Source organism: Streptomyces cyaneochromogenes (assembly GCF_003963535.1).
In the GTDB taxonomy this organism is placed as follows: Bacteria; Actinomycetota; Actinomycetes; order Streptomycetales; family Streptomycetaceae; genus Streptomyces; species Streptomyces shaanxiensis.
The window spans coordinates 762,517-776,434 of the sequence record NZ_CP034539.1 but is presented as its reverse complement, the minus strand read 5'-3'; the positions used below and the strand labels follow the sequence as shown (position 1 = coordinate 776,434).

Below are 13,918 nucleotides of genomic sequence, written 5' to 3'. Positions count from 1 at the left end.
TTTCCTGAGAGAAAAGGGGTCGGTCAGGCCAGGACCAGGCAGTGCTCGGGCCGCCACCCGAACTCCACCGTCTCACCGCCGCTCCACCGGTCCTCCATGCGGGCACGGGCCGTGTTCTGCTCCAGCACCGACAGCGTGAGGCCCGGGGCGAGTTCGATGAGATAGGTCGTGGTCGGGCCGCTGTAGACGGTCTCGCGGATCACCCCGCTGAGCATCGACATGCCCGGTTCGAAGTCGGACAGCCAGATCTTCTCGGGGCGCACGGACACACTGACGGCGCTGCCGTCCGCGATGTCGGAGCGCGTCCCGACCGGCAGGGCGGGCCCCTTCTCCAGCGCCACCTCGCCGTCCCGGTAGGTGCCGGTCATCAGGTTGGAGGTGCCCATGAAGGAGGCGACGAAGCGGGTGGCGGGATGCTCGTAGATGTCCTCGGGAGTGCCGCACTGCTCGATACGGCCCTCGTTCATCACGGCGATCCGGTCGGACATGGTCAGCGCCTCGTCCTGGTCGTGGGTGACGAACACGAAGGTGATGCCGACCTCGCGCTGGATCTGCTTCAGCTCCACCTGCATCTGCCGGCGCAGCTTCAGGTCGAGGGCGGCCAGCGGCTCGTCGAGGAGCAGGACGGCCGGGCGGTTGACGAGCGCGCGGGCGAGGGCGACGCGCTGGCGCTGGCCGCCGGAGAGGGTACGGGGCCTGCGGTCGGCGAATCCGGCGAGCTGGACCAACTCCAGCATCTCGCCGACCCGCTGCCGTATCTCGGCTCTGGCGACGCCGCGGCGCTTGAGGCCGAAGCCGACGTTGTCGGCGATGCTCAGGTGGTCGAAGAGCGCGTAACTCTGGAAGACCGTGTTGACGTTGCGCCTGTTCGGCGGCAGGCCGGTCACGTCCTCACCGGCCAGCAGCACCGAACCCTCGGTGGGGTCGCTGAACCCGCCGATCATGCGCAGCGTCGTGGTCTTGCCGCAGCCGGAGGGGCCCAGCAGGGAGTAGAAGTGTCCGGCCTCGATGTCGAGGTCGAGTCGGTGGACGGCGTAGGAGTCGGCGAACTGCTTGGAGACGCCGTCGAGCCGGACGGCAGGGGTCGCGTCCATGGAGTCACTTCCCGGAGAGGATGTCGAGGCCGCCGCGGCGGCCGAAGAGGCGCGGGATGAACAGGGCCAGGGCGATCAGGGCGATGGAGCCCGCGAGCATCAGGGTGCCGACCGCGTTGATGGTGGGCTGCACGCCGAAGCGGATCGCCGAGTAGATGCGCACCGACAGGGGCTGCGGGTCGACGCCGGTGGTGAAGTAGGCGAGGACGAAGTCGTCGAAGACCAGCGCGAAGATCAGTACGGCGGAGGCGAGCACCGCGGGCAGCAGCGCCGGCAGCGTCACCAGCCGGACCGCCTGCCAGCGGGTGGCGCCGAGGTCCATAGCGGCCTCCTCCACCTCGGGGTTCAGCGCGGCGACCCGGGAGCGGAGGATGACGGTGACGTACGAGATCGAGAAGGTGATCTCGGCGAGCATCACCGTGGCGGTGGACAGGGGCACGCCCAGGCCCTTGAACAGCAGCATCGACGCCACGCCCGTCACGATCTCCGGCGTGATCAGCGGCACCAGCATGACCAGTCCGGCCAGTGAGCCGAGCCGGGTGCGGCAGCGGACCAGGCCGAGCGCGAGCGCCACCCCGAGAATCACCGAACCGGCCATCGCCACCAGGGAGATGCGCAGGCTGGTGCCGAGAGAGGCGATGAGCACGTCGTCGTGGACGAAGGCGCGGTACCAGCGCAGGCTGAACCCGTCGAACACGGTCAGGGACTTCTGGGAGTTGAAGGAGAAGAGGGCCACTACGGCGATGGGCAGGTAGAGCAGGGCGAAGAACAGCCCGGTGACCGCGATGAGAACGCGGGGCCGGCGGTGGGCGCGGGCGCGCCGGGCGCGGGTCCGCGAGGTCGGACTCGCCGGGGCGGTGGCGGAGGGCATGCGGACCAGGGTCATCGCAGTGCCTCCGCCTCGTCCTTGCGGGTGCGCCGCAGGTAGCCGAGCATCCCGACGAGCAGGACCAGCATCAGCAGCATGGTGAGCGCGGAGCCGAGCGGCCAGTTCTGGCCCTGGAAGAACTTGTCCTGGATGAGGTTGCCGATCATGATCTGGTCCGGGCCTCCCATGAGCTGGGCACTGACGAAGTCGCCCATGGCGGGCAGGAAGACCAGGACGAGCCCGGCCGCCGCGCCCTGCCGGGTGGCGGGCAGGGTGACGAAGAAGAAGGTGCGCACGGGGCCGCCGTACAGATCGCGGCCGGCCTCGATGAGGGAGACGTCGAGGCGTTCCAGGGCCGCGTACAGCGGGATGATCATGAAGACGACGAAGCCGTAGACGAGTCCCGCGACCACGCCGAACCCGCTGTTGAGGATCCTCGTGCCGGCGTCGGCCAGACCGATCGCGCGCAGTGCGCTCAGCACCGGCCCGTCGTCGGAGAGGACCACCGACCAGCCGTACATCCGCACCAGGTAGTTGGCGAAGAACGGCACCACGATCGCCGCGATCAGCGCGTGCTTGTACCGGCCGCCGTACAGGGCGATCGTGTACGCCACCGGATAGGCGATCAGCAGACAGATCACGCAGGTCAGCAGGGCATAGCCCAGGGAGCGGGCCAGGACCTCGGTGTAGGCGGGGTCGGCGAGGGCGCGTATGCCGGCCAGGTCGAAGCCGAAGCGGGGGTTGCCGAGTTCGTCGGTGGTGCCGACCGCGAGGACGGCGACGAGGACCAGCGAGGCGATCAGGAAGCCGGTCATCCACAGGGTGCCGGGCAGCATGAGCCAGGTCCAGATACGGGTGCCGTTCGCGTCCCGGCGCCGGGTGCGTGAGGAGGGGCGGAGCAGCGCCATGTCTCAACCCGCCTTCACATGGGTCCAGGCGGTGTCGCGGGCGTCCTCCGCCGCGCTGCCGCCGTTGCGGAAGAACAGGCCGGCCTTCAGGTCGTCCTGGGTGACCATGCACTCCGGGAAGGGCTCGACCAGATCGGCGTAGGTCTTCTCGGAGCCCGCGACCGGCATCGGGTAGCCGATGTACTCGATGTTCTTCTTCACGTTCTCCGGCCGCAGCATGTAGTCGATGAACAGCATCGCGGTACCGGGATGGGGCGCGTTCCAGGGGATGGCGTAGCAGTCGGTGTTGATCGGCGTGCCCTCCTCGGGGGCCTCGAACCCGAACACGGACGGGTCCTTCGCCTGGTAGAGCATGGCGGCCATGTCGCCGCTCCAGGCCTGCTGGATCAGCGCGTTGCCGTTGAGGAGGTTGTTGTAACTGTCGCTGGAGAAGCCGCGCAGCCGCGGCCGCAGAGTGCCCAGCAGGGAGGTGATGCGGTCGAGGTCGCCGGTGTCACCGGTGCTGACGTCGAGACCGAGGGCGAGGGCGCCCATGCCGAGGACCTCGTCGCGGTCGTCCAGCAGGAAGACCTTGCCGCTCGCCCGGTCGCTCCACAAGTCCCGCCAGGAATCGGTGAGTTCACCGATCCGGTCGCGGCGCCAGCCGATGCCCGTCTTGTACGCGGTGAAGGGGACGGTGTGCGCGGAGCCGGGGTCGTACCAGGGGTCGGCGAAGTACGGGTACGCGCCGAATATGTCCTGCGAGTGGCTGAGCTGGGAGTGGTCGATACGGCGCAGCCGACCCCCGCGGGCCAGCCGCTGTGCCCATTTGGCGGTGGGGAAGATGATGTCGTAGCGGTTGCCCGCGTTGAGCTTGGCCGCCATGCCTTCCATCGAGTCGAAGTTCGACTGGACGACCTTGACGCCGTACTCCTTCTCGAAGCCCTTGAACACGGACGGGTCGACGAAGTCGGCCCAGTTGAAGTAGACGAGATCGCCGTCGACGCGCGCTTCGACCGGGGCGAGCTGCTTGGTGTCGGGTTTCTTGGCGGGCATGAACCCGCAACCGCCGGCCGCGGCGCCGATCAGGCCGCAGGCGCCCGCCCGCAGCAAGGCGCGTCGGGACGGGGGTGGTACCTCGGGGGACATGGAGCGTCCTCTCCGTCGAGGAACGGCACAAGTCCAGGGCTGGACCGGCTGGTCGGCTCACTTCAGGCCCTGATTCCGTAGTGAAGACCGGTCTGGGGGAGGGTGCGTGCGCGGATCAGAGGGCGCGCGGTAAGGGCGACGCCGGGGCCGGCGGAAGGTGTACGGCGGCGGAACGCGGGCGCGACGACGGGGCCGTGTGGGCGGCCGTCACCGAGCGTCCCCCTCCAGGTCCTCGCGGACCCGGCGCGCGAACCAGCCGACGGCGGCCTCGCGCTGCGACAGCGGACCCGGCTCGAATCCGGGGGTGCGCAGGCCGGCCTGCACCCGCTCCACCAGTTCGGCGTCCTCGTCGTTGGTGACCCAACCGATGTGGATGTTCAGCCGCCGGGCCAGCCGCGTACGGACGCTCTCGCCGTGCCGGGTGTAGAAGGCGCCGGGGATCGCCGCCCGGTCCTGGGCGGTGGGCAGGGCGGTCCACGCGAGCACGTGGTCAGGGTAGAAGTCGATGAGAGTGTTGGGATAGATCACGGCGTACCGCCACACACGCCGGTCGGCCTCGGTCAGCCCCGGCATCGGGGTCGCCAGCCGCTGGTAGAGCCGCTCGGTCCAGTTCGAGGAGGGCTTGTCGCGCAGGGGGGACTCGAAGAGTACGTAGTTCTCCTGGACGTCCACCGTGTACGCCGCGTAGTCCAGCAGCCGCATGAGCGCCGGGTGGGCCACGGGGACGTGATAGCCCTCCAGATAGTTGTCGACGATCACCTTCCAGTTGGCGTTCTGCTGCTCGCCTCCCGCCAGGTCATGGATGCGGTGCTTGCCGACGGGCACCAGGCCGGACCCCGCGTAGCGCCCGACGGCCTCGGCCAGTCCGGCACAGCTCTCGGCCAGCGGAGTCGCCTCCATGTCGAGGTTGACGAAGACGAAGCCGAGGAAGGACTCCACGTTGACCGGGTGGAGACCGAGCTTCGGTTTGTCCAGGCAGGGGATCCGGCGGGCCTCCGGCGCGCCGACTAGGCTTCCGTCCAGTTTGTAGGTCCAGCCGTGGTACGGGCAGCGGATCGCCTTGCCCGACGGCTCCGGCTCGGTCACCAGGCGGGTGCCGCGGTGCCGGCAGACGTTGAGGTGGGCGGCGAGTCCGCCGCCCTCGGTGCGCACGACCAGCACCTCCCGGCCCGCGGTGGTGGCGGTCAAACGGGCGCCGGGGCCGGGGAGGTCGGACTCGTGGCAGACGAGCTGCCAGGACTTGGCGAAGATGCGGCCGGTCTCGGCCTCCGCGATGGCCGGATCCGTGTAGTAGCGGGCCGGCAGGGCCTCCCCGGGATGCTCGGGGGGCGGCTGCGGTGGGGCAGGGGAGACGGCACGGACTGCCCGGGTCGTCGAGGGGTTCATGTGCGGGTCCTCCTCCGCGCCGCTGCGGCGGCGATGGGCGGTGAGGGCGTGGCCGGACAGGGGCGGGTACGGCTTGCGGACCTGCCGGGATCCGGCTGACTGATTGGTTAGTCAGAGTGGGATCGCCGTGGCGGCAAGTCAAGACTTGTGAGCTGACTAATTAGTTAGTTAGTCTCGTGGCGAGCGAATGGCCCGGGGCCCGCAGACGGATGCCCAGGCGCATTCCGCAAGCCCGCGGGCCATCGGTCCGCGCCACGCCGAGTGTCCGGATCCGTACACCCCGCCCAACGATCCGGACACTCCGCACAGCTCCCTCGCCCCTCGCGTCACGGCACCGGAGCATCCCCGTCCCACGTCATGGCCGCGCCACCCCTGTCTCCGGAGCACCCGGACATGGAGCGACTCCGGACCACCCGGAAACGGTGCGACCCCGGAGGCACGCATGAGCGCTCGCCGCAGTCTCGTATGGCTCGGCCTCACACCGGAGCCCGAACAGGAGCTGCCCGCCGCGGTGGCCGCCCTGCGGTCCCCGGCGCCCGGCCGCCCGCCGTCGGCCCTCGTCGCCCTCGAGCGTCACCGCGTCGAGCGGCTGGTGCTGCGGGGCACACAACGCGGCTGGCTGCGCTACCTGCGCGAAGTCACCGACCTGGTCGTCGACGCGGCGGGCTCCCCCGGCACCGACCCCGGGGCGGCGCTGCTGGCCGGCGAGGTCGTCCTCGATCACCACCGCATGCTGATCGGCCTGCCCGGAGCGGGCTACGAGCGCACCGCCACGCAGCGGCGCGATCTGGAGCGCGCGTTGGCCCGCCTGAGGTCGCACCCCGGGCCCGCACTCTTCGGCCCCTCCAAGCCCAGGAGCACCGTATGACCGGCAAGCCCAGGAGCACCGTATGACCGGCGTGATCTCCCTCCTCCCCGAAGGACGGCACGGCCTGCTCGTCCCGCCGCTCGGCCGGAGCGAGGACCTCGACAGCTACCTAGCCGTCGGCGGCTACGCGCCGCTGGTCGCGCCCCAGCGCCTGCTCGACCGGATCGCCGCCCTGGGACTGCGCGGCCGGGGCGGGGCCGGCTTCCCGGCCGCGGTCAAGCTCCGTGCCGTCCGTGCCGCACCGGGCCCGCGCGTCGTCGTCGCCAACGGTGAGGAGGGCGAGCCGGGTTCCGTGAAGGACCGCTGGCTGCTGCGGCATCGCCCGCACGTGGTCCTCGACGGACTCCGGCTGGCCGCGGCCATGACCGGCGCCGAGCGCGGCTTCGTGTATCTCTCCGACGCCCCCGCCGAGCGGGCCGTGCGAAGGGCGCTCGCCGAGTGCGCCCCCGAGCTGCGCATCGACGTCGTACGGACGGAGCACACCTACGTCGCGGGGGAGGAGAGCGCGGTCGTCCGCCGTATCAACGGTGGCCCGGCGCTGCCCACGGCCAAACCCCCGCGCCCGTTCGAGAGCGGAGTCGGCGGCGCGCCCACCCTGGTCGCCAACGTGGAGACGCTGGCCCGCGTCGCGGCGATGTACTCGCGGCCCGACGCGGCGGATCCCGTCGCGGGCTCCCATCTGGTGACTGTGTCAGGTCCAGGTGGTGGTGCCGCGCTCGTCGAGGTGCCCGCCGGCACGCATCTGAAGGTCCTGGCCGATCTGTCCGGGCACGGCAGGGCCGATGCGGTGCTGCTGGGTGGGCTCTTCGGCGGGCTGTACGGCGAGGGGTGGGCGGATCTTCCGCTCGGGCACGACAGCCTGAACGCGGTTGGTGGGGCCCTCGGTTGTGGGGCGCTGCACTTTCTCGGCCCGGAGGACTGCCCGGTCGCCGTGGCCGTCGAGGCCGCCGCCTACCTCGGGGCGCAGAGCGCCCGGCAGTGCGGGGTGTGTGTCTCGGGCACCGGGGCGCTGGCCAGGGCACTGTCGGCGGTGGCGCACGGGGAGGCGGGCTACGACACGGTCGAGAAGCTGCACCGCTGGTCGCGGCAACTGCCCGGCCGTGGCGCCTGCGGGCTGCTCGACGCCGCCGCACGCATCGGCGCCACCCTCCTCGACCGCTTTCCCGATCAGGTCGACGCCCATCGGGGCTCCGGCTGCCCCGCGTGCTCGGACGCGGCGTCCGAGGACGGACGCCGGTTCGCGGTGCCGGTGCCCTGACCCACGAGTCGGCCCCTGACCCACGAGTCGCCCCCCAGCCGACACGCACGAACCCGCCGTACTGAAAGGACCGCACCATGAAACTCCTGCTGGACTCCACCCGCTGCCAGGGCTACGGCCTCTGCCAGGAACCCTCGCCCGAGCTGATCGACCTCGACGAGTGGGGCTATGCGCGGGTGCGCGCCGCAGAAGTGCCGTCGGGTGGCGAGGACGCCGCCGAGGCCGCCGTCGCCGCCTGCCCCAACTCCGCGCTGCGGCTGGTGAAGTGACATGGGACGCGATCTGTCGGCGCTCTTCGACCCCGTCTCCGTCGCCGTCGTCGGAGCCAGCGACGACCCGGCCAAGTACGGCCACGCCATCGCCGCCCAGGCGGTTCGCGCTAACGGCCGTCGTCCCGTGCACCTGGTCAACCGCCGTGGCGGAACCGTACTCGGACGCACCGCCTCGCCCAGCCTGAGCGCCATCGGCGAACCCGTCGACCTGGCGGTGGTCTCCGTGCCCGCCGCCGGGTTCGAGGACGCCGTCGACGAGGCCCTGCGGTGCGGGGCGCGGGCGATCGTAGCGATCACCGCCGGGTTCGCCGAGACCGGAGACGTGGGGCGGATCCGGCAGAACGCCGTGGCCGAGCGGGTGCGCGCCGCCGGTGCCGTGATGGTCGGGCCCAACTGTCTGGGGCTGGCCGACAACACCACCGACCTCTTCCTCGCGTCGGACACGTTCACCCCCGGCGGTGTCGCGCTGCTGAGCCAGAGCGGGAACCTCGCGCTCGAACTCCAGCTCCGATTCCGTCCGCACGGCCTCGGCTTCTCCCGCTTCGTCTCGCTCGGCAACCAGGCCGACGTCACCCTCGTCGACCTGCTCGCCGACTGCGCCCGGCACGAGGGCACCCGGGCCATCGCGGTCTACGCCGAGGACTTCGGCGACGGGCGCGCCTTCGCCGAGGCGGCCGCCGACGCCGGGAAGCCCGTGGTGCTGCTCACCGCAGGGCGCGGGGACGCCTCGGCGCGCAGCGCGCAGTCGCACACGGGCGCGCTGACCACCTCGGCCGACGTCGTGACCGCGGCGTGCCGGGACGCCGGGGTGGAGCTGGTCGCCACGCCGCGTGAACTCACCGTCGTCCTGGCCGCGTTGAACGGTGGGCGCCGGGCCGCCGACCACCGGGTCGCCGTGCTCACGGACGGTGGTGGCCACGGTGTCATCGCCGCCGACGCGGTGGAGGCGACCGGCCTCGCCGTGCCCGAACTCCGGGAGCCGACGCGGCAGGGGCTGCGCGAAGCCCTGTGGGAACAGTCGGCCGTGGCCAACCCGGTGGACCTCGCCGGGATGGGGGAGCAGGACCCCGGGTCCTACGCGGAGATCGTCGCCGCGCTGCTCGCGGCCGAGGAGGTCGCCGCCGTGCTGATGACCGGCTACTTCGGCGGCTACGCGGCCGCGCAGGGCGGGCTAGGCGGAGGCGGTACGGCCCTCGCGGACGGGGAACAGGCCGCCGCACGCCTCATCGCCGCCCGGCACCGCGCCACCGCCAAACCCCTGGTCGTGCAGTCGATGTACCCCGACTCGCCCAGCTGCCGCACCCTCGCCGCCGCCGGCATACCGGTCTTCGGAGCCACCGAGGACGCCGCCCGAGCACTCGCCGCCACGGCGACGGGTTCACCGGGGTCACTGGCCTCACCGGGCGTCTCCCCTCTTCCTCGCCCCGCCTCCCCGATGAGCGAGAGCGGGTACATGGAGACGCGCGTCGCTCTCGGAGCGGCCGGACTCGCCTTCCCCGCCGCCCGGGAGATCCACGACGAGGCCGAACTCCTCGCCGCAGCCGAGGAGTTCACGGGCCCCTACGTCCTCAAGGCCCTGCATCTGCTCCACAAGTCCGACGCCGGAGGCGTGGCACTGGGCCTGGCCGGCCCCGGCGAACTCCTCGCCGCCTTCCGCGAGATGCACGCCCGGCTCGATGCCTGCGCCTACTCCGTCGAGGCCATGGCGGACCTGACCGACGGCATCGAGCTCATCGTCGGCGTCAACCGGGACCCGCGCTTCGGCCCGGTCGCCATGGTGGGTCTGGGAGGCGTGCTGGCCGAGGCACTGCACGACGTCGCCTTCACCCTCGCCCCCGTGCCCGCCGACCGCGCCCTGCACCTGTTGCGCGGACTGCGCACCGCCGCACTGCTCGACGGGGTGCGCGGCCGCCCGCCCGTCGACGTCGCCGCCGCCGCGCGGGCCGTAGAGACGATCACGACGTTCGCCGCCGCACACCCGGAGATCGCCGAGATCGAGGTCAACCCCCTGCTCGTACGCCCCGACGGAGTCCTCGCCCTGGACTCCCGCGCCGTACTCGACTGATTGCCCCTCGCCCGACCACGGAGGTCCGAATGGACATGCGCTACACCCCCGAGCAGGCCGACCTGAAGCGTCGCGCCGCCGAGTACGCACGGCTGCTCATGCGGTACGAGGACCAGTCCGAGCAGGCCGGCGGACCCCTGCCGCAGCACCTCGTGACCGAGCTGACCCAGGCCGCCATGGACGCGGGCGTCTACGCCATCAACATGCCCGCCGAGTGGGGCGGTGCCGGTCTCAGCCTCCTCGACCAGGTCATCGTGGAGGAGGAGTTCGGCAAGGTCACCAACTGCCTGTGGGACATTCCCTGGCGGCCCGCCAACGTTCTGGCGTACGGCGACGAGCGGCAGCGCGAGAAGTACCTGCTGCCCGTGATCCGCGCGGAGAAGTTCGACGCGTTCGCGGTGACCGAGCCGGGCGCGGGGTCCGACCCGTCCTCCGGCACTTCCACGGCCGACCGCACCGACGGCGGCTGGGTGCTCAACGGGGAGAAGTGGTTCGTCACCTGCGGCGACATCGCCGACTTCCTGCTCGTGCAGGCGGACGCCGGACCCGAGCGGCAGCCCACGCTGTTCTTCGTGGACCGGGCCGCGCCCGGCGTCGAGATGACCCGGGTCCCGCACTTCATGCACTCCGCGGTCAACGGGCACCCCGAGTTCACCTTCACCGACGTCTTCGTGTCCGACGAGGACGTGCTCGGCGGTGTCGGCAACGGCTACGAGCTGACCAAGGAATGGTTCACCGACGAACGCCTGATGATCGCGGCCCGCACGGTCGGCGCGGCCGAGCGCGCCCTGCAACTCGCCCGCGACTGGGCCGTGGAGCGCGAGCAGTTCGGGGCGCCGATCTCCTCGTACCAGCTGATCCAGGGCATGCTCGCGGACTGCGCCGTGGACATCGCCGTCAACCGTGCCTACACCCACCAGGTCGCCTGGGAAGCCGACCAGCCGGGCACCGACCGCAAGACGCTGCACGCCAAGGCCTCCACCGCCAAGCTCGCCGCCAGCGAGGCCGCCGGGCGGGTCGCCGACCGCTGTCTGCAGATCTTCGGCGGGCGCGGCTACGACCGCACCTACCCCGTCGAGCGCATGTACCGCGAGCTGCGCGTCGACCGGATCTGGGAGGGCACCTCCGAGATCCAGCGGCTGATCATCGCCAACGAGCTCATCAAGCGCGGCACCCGCGCCCTGGCCCTGCCCACGCACTGAAACAGCCCTTCACCAGCAACAGCCCTTCCCCAGCGAGGACTTCCATGGACTTCCGCCTCACCCCGCGCCAGGTTCAGCTCAAGGCCGACGCGCGCGCCCTCACCGACTTCATCGCCACGTACGAGATCCAGTGCGAGGAGGACAACGGCCTGTCCGCCGACGCGCACGCCAAGGTCCGTGACGCCGTCCTCGACGCCGGGCTCCAGGCCGTCAACATGCCGGCCGAGTGGGGCGGCGCCGGTCTCACCATCGCCGAACAGGTCACCGTGCAGGAGGAGTTGGGGCGGCTCACCGGTGCCCTGTGGGACATGGTGTGGCGCCCGGCCAACGCTCTGCGCTTCTGCACCCCCGAGCAGCGTGAGCGCTTCCTCGTCCCGGTGATCAAGGGCGAGCGGCGCGACTGCTACGCCGTCACCGAGCCCGGCGCCGGCTCCGACCCGCAGAACCTCACCACCACCGCCACCAGGAACGACCGGGGCTGGGTGCTCAACGGCGAGAAGTGGTTCGTGACCGTCGGCGACCACGCCGACTTCCTGATCGTGCTCGCGGCCGCCGGCCCCGAGCGCGCCCCCACCCTCTTCCTCGTCGACAAGGACACCCCCGGCACAGAGATGACGCGCGTCCCGCGCTGGATGCACACCTTCGTGTACGAACACCCCGAGTTCACCTTCACCGACGTGCAGGTGGGTGAGGACGCCGTGCTCGGCGGCGTCGGCGAGGGGTACGACATCACCCGCTCCTGGTTCACCGAGGAACGCCTGATGATCGCCGCCCGCACCGTCGGCGCGGCCGAGCGGGCGCTGGAGCTGGCGCGTGACTGGGCGGTGGAGCGCGAGCAGTTCGGGGCGCCGATCTCCTCGTACCAGCTGATCCAGGGCATGCTCGCCGACAGCGCGGTGGACATCGCGGTCAACCGCGCCTACACCCACCAGGTCGCCTGGGAGATCGACCAGGCCTCGGCCGAGGACCGCAAGACGCTGCACGCCAAGGCGGCCATCGCCAAGCTCTCGGCGAGCGAGGCCTCGGGCCGGGTCGTCGACCGGTGCCTGCAGATCCACGGCGGGCGGGGCTACGACCGCTCGTACGCCGTCGAACGGCTCTACCGCGAACTGCGCGTGGACCGGATCTGGGAGGGCACCTCCGAGATCCAGCGGCTGATCATCGCCAACGAGCTCGTCAAGCGCGGCTCGGGGGTCCTGGACCTGCCCAGCGCCTGACCCGAACCACGCAGACCGCAGAGAGGGAGACGGATGACCGACATCAAGCGCGTGGGAGTCGTCGGCGCCGGGCTGATGGGCGCCGGCATCGCCGAGGTCTGCGCACGCGCCGACGTACCGGTCACGGTCGTGGAGCGCGACGCGGAGGCGGCCCGGGCCGGCCGCCTCCGCATCACCCGCTCGCTCGACCGCGCGACCGCCAACGGCAGACTGAGCGACGAACGACGGGAGGTGGCCGCGGCCCTGGTCACCGTCGTCCATGAGCTCGAAGCACTCCACGACCACGACCTGGTCGTGGAAGCGGTCGCCGAGGACGAGGCCCTCAAGGTCGACGTCTTCACCCGCCTCGACTCGGTGATCACCGAGGACCGTGCGATCCTCGCGACCAACACCTCCTCCATACCGGTCATCCGGCTCGCCGCCGCGACATCCCGCCCGGATCGCGTCGTCGGCGTGCACTTCTTCAACCCCGTACCGGTCCTGCGGCTCGTCGAACTGGTGCCGTCGCTGCTCACCTCGCCCGCCACCGCGGCACGGGCCGAGGACTTCGTGACCGGCACGCTCGGCAAGGAGGTCGTCCGGACCAGGGACAAGGCCGGGTTCGTCGTGAACGCGCTGCTCGTGCCCTATCTCCTGGCCGCCGTCCGCATGGTGGAGTCGGGCAGCGCGACCGTCGAGGACGTCGACCGCGGCATGGTCCTCGGCTGCGCGCACCCGCTCGGGCCGCTGGCCCTGACCGACCTGATCGGTCTCGACACCACACGGGCCATCGCCGAGTCCTTGTACGCGGAGTTCCGCGAGCCCCAGTACTCACCGCCCCCGCTGCTGTCCCGGATGGTGGAGGCCGGGCTGCTGGGGCGGAAGTCCGGGCGGGGCTTCCACGCGTACGACGAGGAGCCGCATCGCGACGCACCGGCACCGGCGAGGCGGCCGTGAGGGAAGATGGTCAGGGCCTACGACCACAGAACGAGGGGAGCGGCAGGGTGTCCACGAAGGTGCGCACGGCAGACACGCGCGAGCGCATCCTGACCGCGGCGTGCGAGGTCATCGCCGACATCGGCTTCGAGAAGATCCGCATGCGCATGGTCGCCGAGCGGGCCGGGGTGTCGACGGCGCTGCTCCACTACCACTTCGACACACGCGAGAAGCTGTTCACCGAGGCGATGACCCACTCCTTCGCCAACACCGCCGTCGACCTGGAACGCGACGCGGAGACGGCACCGGCGGCGGTCATCCTGGCCCGCATCCTGCGCAACCTGCTGCCGGCCGATCCCGAACTCCACCAGGACTGGCGGCTGTGGCAGGAACTGTGGGTGCGGGCGCTGCGCGACGAGACCACCCGGGTCTTCGCCGTGGACCTGTACGCCCAGCTGCACGGTTGGGTGTCCGACGCGATACGGCGGGGCATCGCCTCCGGTGAGTTCACTCCGACCGACGTGGACGACCTCAGCACCCTCGTGCTGTCCCTGAGCGACGGCTACGGCATCCGCCTCATGCTGCGCGACCCGACCGTCACCCTGGACACGGCCCTCACCTCCATCTGGCGCCATGTCTCCACCGCCCTCGGCCTGCCGGCGGCGGTGCCGACGGAGTGACCCCGACCAGGGAGAACGGTCGGAGCTGTCGTATCCCTCGACCGTTGTGTATTCCTT

At 71.3% G+C, this 13,918-nt stretch carries 13 protein-coding genes; 8 read left to right on the top strand and 5 right to left on the bottom strand.

Annotated features, from left to right (window positions below):
• Nucleotides 1-23: 23 nt before the first annotated feature.
• The 5 genes from EJ357_RS03160 to EJ357_RS03140 all read right to left on the bottom strand — a co-directional run bounded on the left by EJ357_RS03160 (nt 24) and on the right by EJ357_RS03140 (nt 5,384).
• Nucleotides 24-1,094, bottom strand: coding sequence for an ABC transporter ATP-binding protein (locus EJ357_RS03160; protein ID WP_126388372.1), 1,071 nt, complete (start codon nt 1,092-1,094; stop codon nt 24-26).
• Nucleotides 1,095-1,098: 4 nt separating this feature from the next.
• Entirely contained in the window at nt 1,099-1,965 is an 867-nt protein-coding gene (locus tag EJ357_RS03155; protein WP_228472943.1) for an ABC transporter permease, read from the bottom strand.
• Between the two features lie 11 nt (nt 1,966-1,976).
• A complete protein-coding gene (locus EJ357_RS03150) occupies nt 1,977-2,870 on the bottom strand; it encodes an ABC transporter permease (RefSeq protein ID WP_126388368.1) in 894 nt (297 codons plus the stop codon).
• Nucleotides 2,871-2,873: 3 nt separating this feature from the next.
• On the bottom strand, nt 2,874-3,998 hold the full coding sequence (locus EJ357_RS03145; protein WP_126388366.1) for a polyamine ABC transporter substrate-binding protein: 1,125 nt from the start codon (nt 3,996-3,998) through the stop codon (nt 2,874-2,876).
• A 207-nt stretch (nt 3,999-4,205) separates the two neighbouring features.
• Nucleotides 4,206-5,384, bottom strand: coding sequence for an aromatic ring-hydroxylating oxygenase subunit alpha (locus tag EJ357_RS03140; RefSeq protein WP_126388364.1), 1,179 nt, complete (start codon nt 5,382-5,384; stop codon nt 4,206-4,208).
• A 442-nt stretch (nt 5,385-5,826) separates the two neighbouring features.
• Here EJ357_RS03140 and EJ357_RS03135 point away from each other — a divergent pair, with 442 nt between their 5' ends.
• The 8 genes from EJ357_RS03135 (at nt 5,827) to EJ357_RS03100 (ending at nt 13,861) form a co-directional block, all read left to right on the top strand.
• Nucleotides 5,827-6,252 carry a hypothetical protein gene (locus EJ357_RS03135; protein ID WP_126388362.1) on the top strand — a complete coding sequence of 142 codons (426 nt, stop codon included), beginning with the start codon at nt 5,827-5,829 and terminating at the stop codon, nt 6,250-6,252.
• A 22-nt stretch (nt 6,253-6,274) separates the two neighbouring features.
• Nucleotides 6,275-7,510 (top strand): NADH-ubiquinone oxidoreductase-F iron-sulfur binding region domain-containing protein, encoded by a 1,236-nt coding sequence (locus EJ357_RS03130; protein ID WP_126388360.1) that lies wholly within the window; start codon nt 6,275-6,277, stop codon nt 7,508-7,510.
• A gap of 77 nt (nt 7,511-7,587) precedes the next feature.
• The gene (locus EJ357_RS03125) at nt 7,588-7,779 is read left to right on the top strand and encodes a ferredoxin (protein ID WP_126388358.1); all 192 of its coding nucleotides are present in this window, start codon (nt 7,588-7,590) and stop codon (nt 7,777-7,779) included.
• Nucleotide 7,780: 1 nt separating this feature from the next.
• Nucleotides 7,781-9,847, top strand: coding sequence for an acetate--CoA ligase family protein (locus EJ357_RS03120; RefSeq protein ID WP_126388357.1), 2,067 nt, complete (start codon nt 7,781-7,783; stop codon nt 9,845-9,847).
• A gap of 29 nt (nt 9,848-9,876) precedes the next feature.
• On the top strand, nt 9,877-11,049 hold the full coding sequence (locus EJ357_RS03115) for an acyl-CoA dehydrogenase family protein (RefSeq protein ID WP_126388355.1): 1,173 nt from the start codon (nt 9,877-9,879) through the stop codon (nt 11,047-11,049).
• A gap of 44 nt (nt 11,050-11,093) precedes the next feature.
• Nucleotides 11,094-12,266 (top strand): acyl-CoA dehydrogenase family protein, encoded by a 1,173-nt coding sequence (locus EJ357_RS03110; RefSeq protein ID WP_126388353.1) that lies wholly within the window; start codon nt 11,094-11,096, stop codon nt 12,264-12,266.
• Between the two features lie 33 nt (nt 12,267-12,299).
• Complete coding sequence (locus EJ357_RS03105) at nt 12,300-13,202, top strand: 3-hydroxybutyryl-CoA dehydrogenase (protein WP_126388351.1); 903 nt, start codon at nt 12,300-12,302, stop codon at nt 13,200-13,202.
• Between the two features lie 47 nt (nt 13,203-13,249).
• Complete coding sequence (locus tag EJ357_RS03100; protein ID WP_126388349.1) at nt 13,250-13,861, top strand: TetR/AcrR family transcriptional regulator; 612 nt, start codon at nt 13,250-13,252, stop codon at nt 13,859-13,861.
• The last annotated feature ends 57 nt before the right edge of the window (nt 13,862-13,918 follow it).

Bases quoted from the DNA above. Each gene is read 5' to 3' on its own strand.
- EJ357_RS03160 (WP_126388372.1), bottom strand. From the start codon at position 1,094: ATGGACGCGACCCCTGCCGTCCGGCTCGACGGCGTCTCCAAGCAGTTC.
- EJ357_RS03155 (WP_228472943.1), bottom strand. From the start codon at position 1,965: ATGCCCTCCGCCACCGCCCCGGCGAGTCCGACCTCGCGGACCCGCGCC.
- EJ357_RS03150 (WP_126388368.1), bottom strand. From the start codon at position 2,870: ATGGCGCTGCTCCGCCCCTCCTCACGCACCCGGCGCCGGGACGCGAAC.
- EJ357_RS03145 (WP_126388366.1), bottom strand. From the start codon at position 3,998: ATGTCCCCCGAGGTACCACCCCCGTCCCGACGCGCCTTGCTGCGGGCG.
- EJ357_RS03140 (WP_126388364.1), bottom strand. From the start codon at position 5,384: ATGAACCCCTCGACGACCCGGGCAGTCCGTGCCGTCTCCCCTGCCCCA.
- EJ357_RS03135 (WP_126388362.1), top strand. From the start codon at position 5,827: ATGAGCGCTCGCCGCAGTCTCGTATGGCTCGGCCTCACACCGGAGCCC.
- EJ357_RS03130 (WP_126388360.1), top strand. From the start codon at position 6,275: ATGACCGGCGTGATCTCCCTCCTCCCCGAAGGACGGCACGGCCTGCTC.
- EJ357_RS03125 (WP_126388358.1), top strand. From the start codon at position 7,588: ATGAAACTCCTGCTGGACTCCACCCGCTGCCAGGGCTACGGCCTCTGC.
- EJ357_RS03120 (WP_126388357.1), top strand. From the start codon at position 7,781: ATGGGACGCGATCTGTCGGCGCTCTTCGACCCCGTCTCCGTCGCCGTC.
- EJ357_RS03115 (WP_126388355.1), top strand. From the start codon at position 9,877: ATGGACATGCGCTACACCCCCGAGCAGGCCGACCTGAAGCGTCGCGCC.
- EJ357_RS03110 (WP_126388353.1), top strand. From the start codon at position 11,094: ATGGACTTCCGCCTCACCCCGCGCCAGGTTCAGCTCAAGGCCGACGCG.
- EJ357_RS03105 (WP_126388351.1), top strand. From the start codon at position 12,300: ATGACCGACATCAAGCGCGTGGGAGTCGTCGGCGCCGGGCTGATGGGC.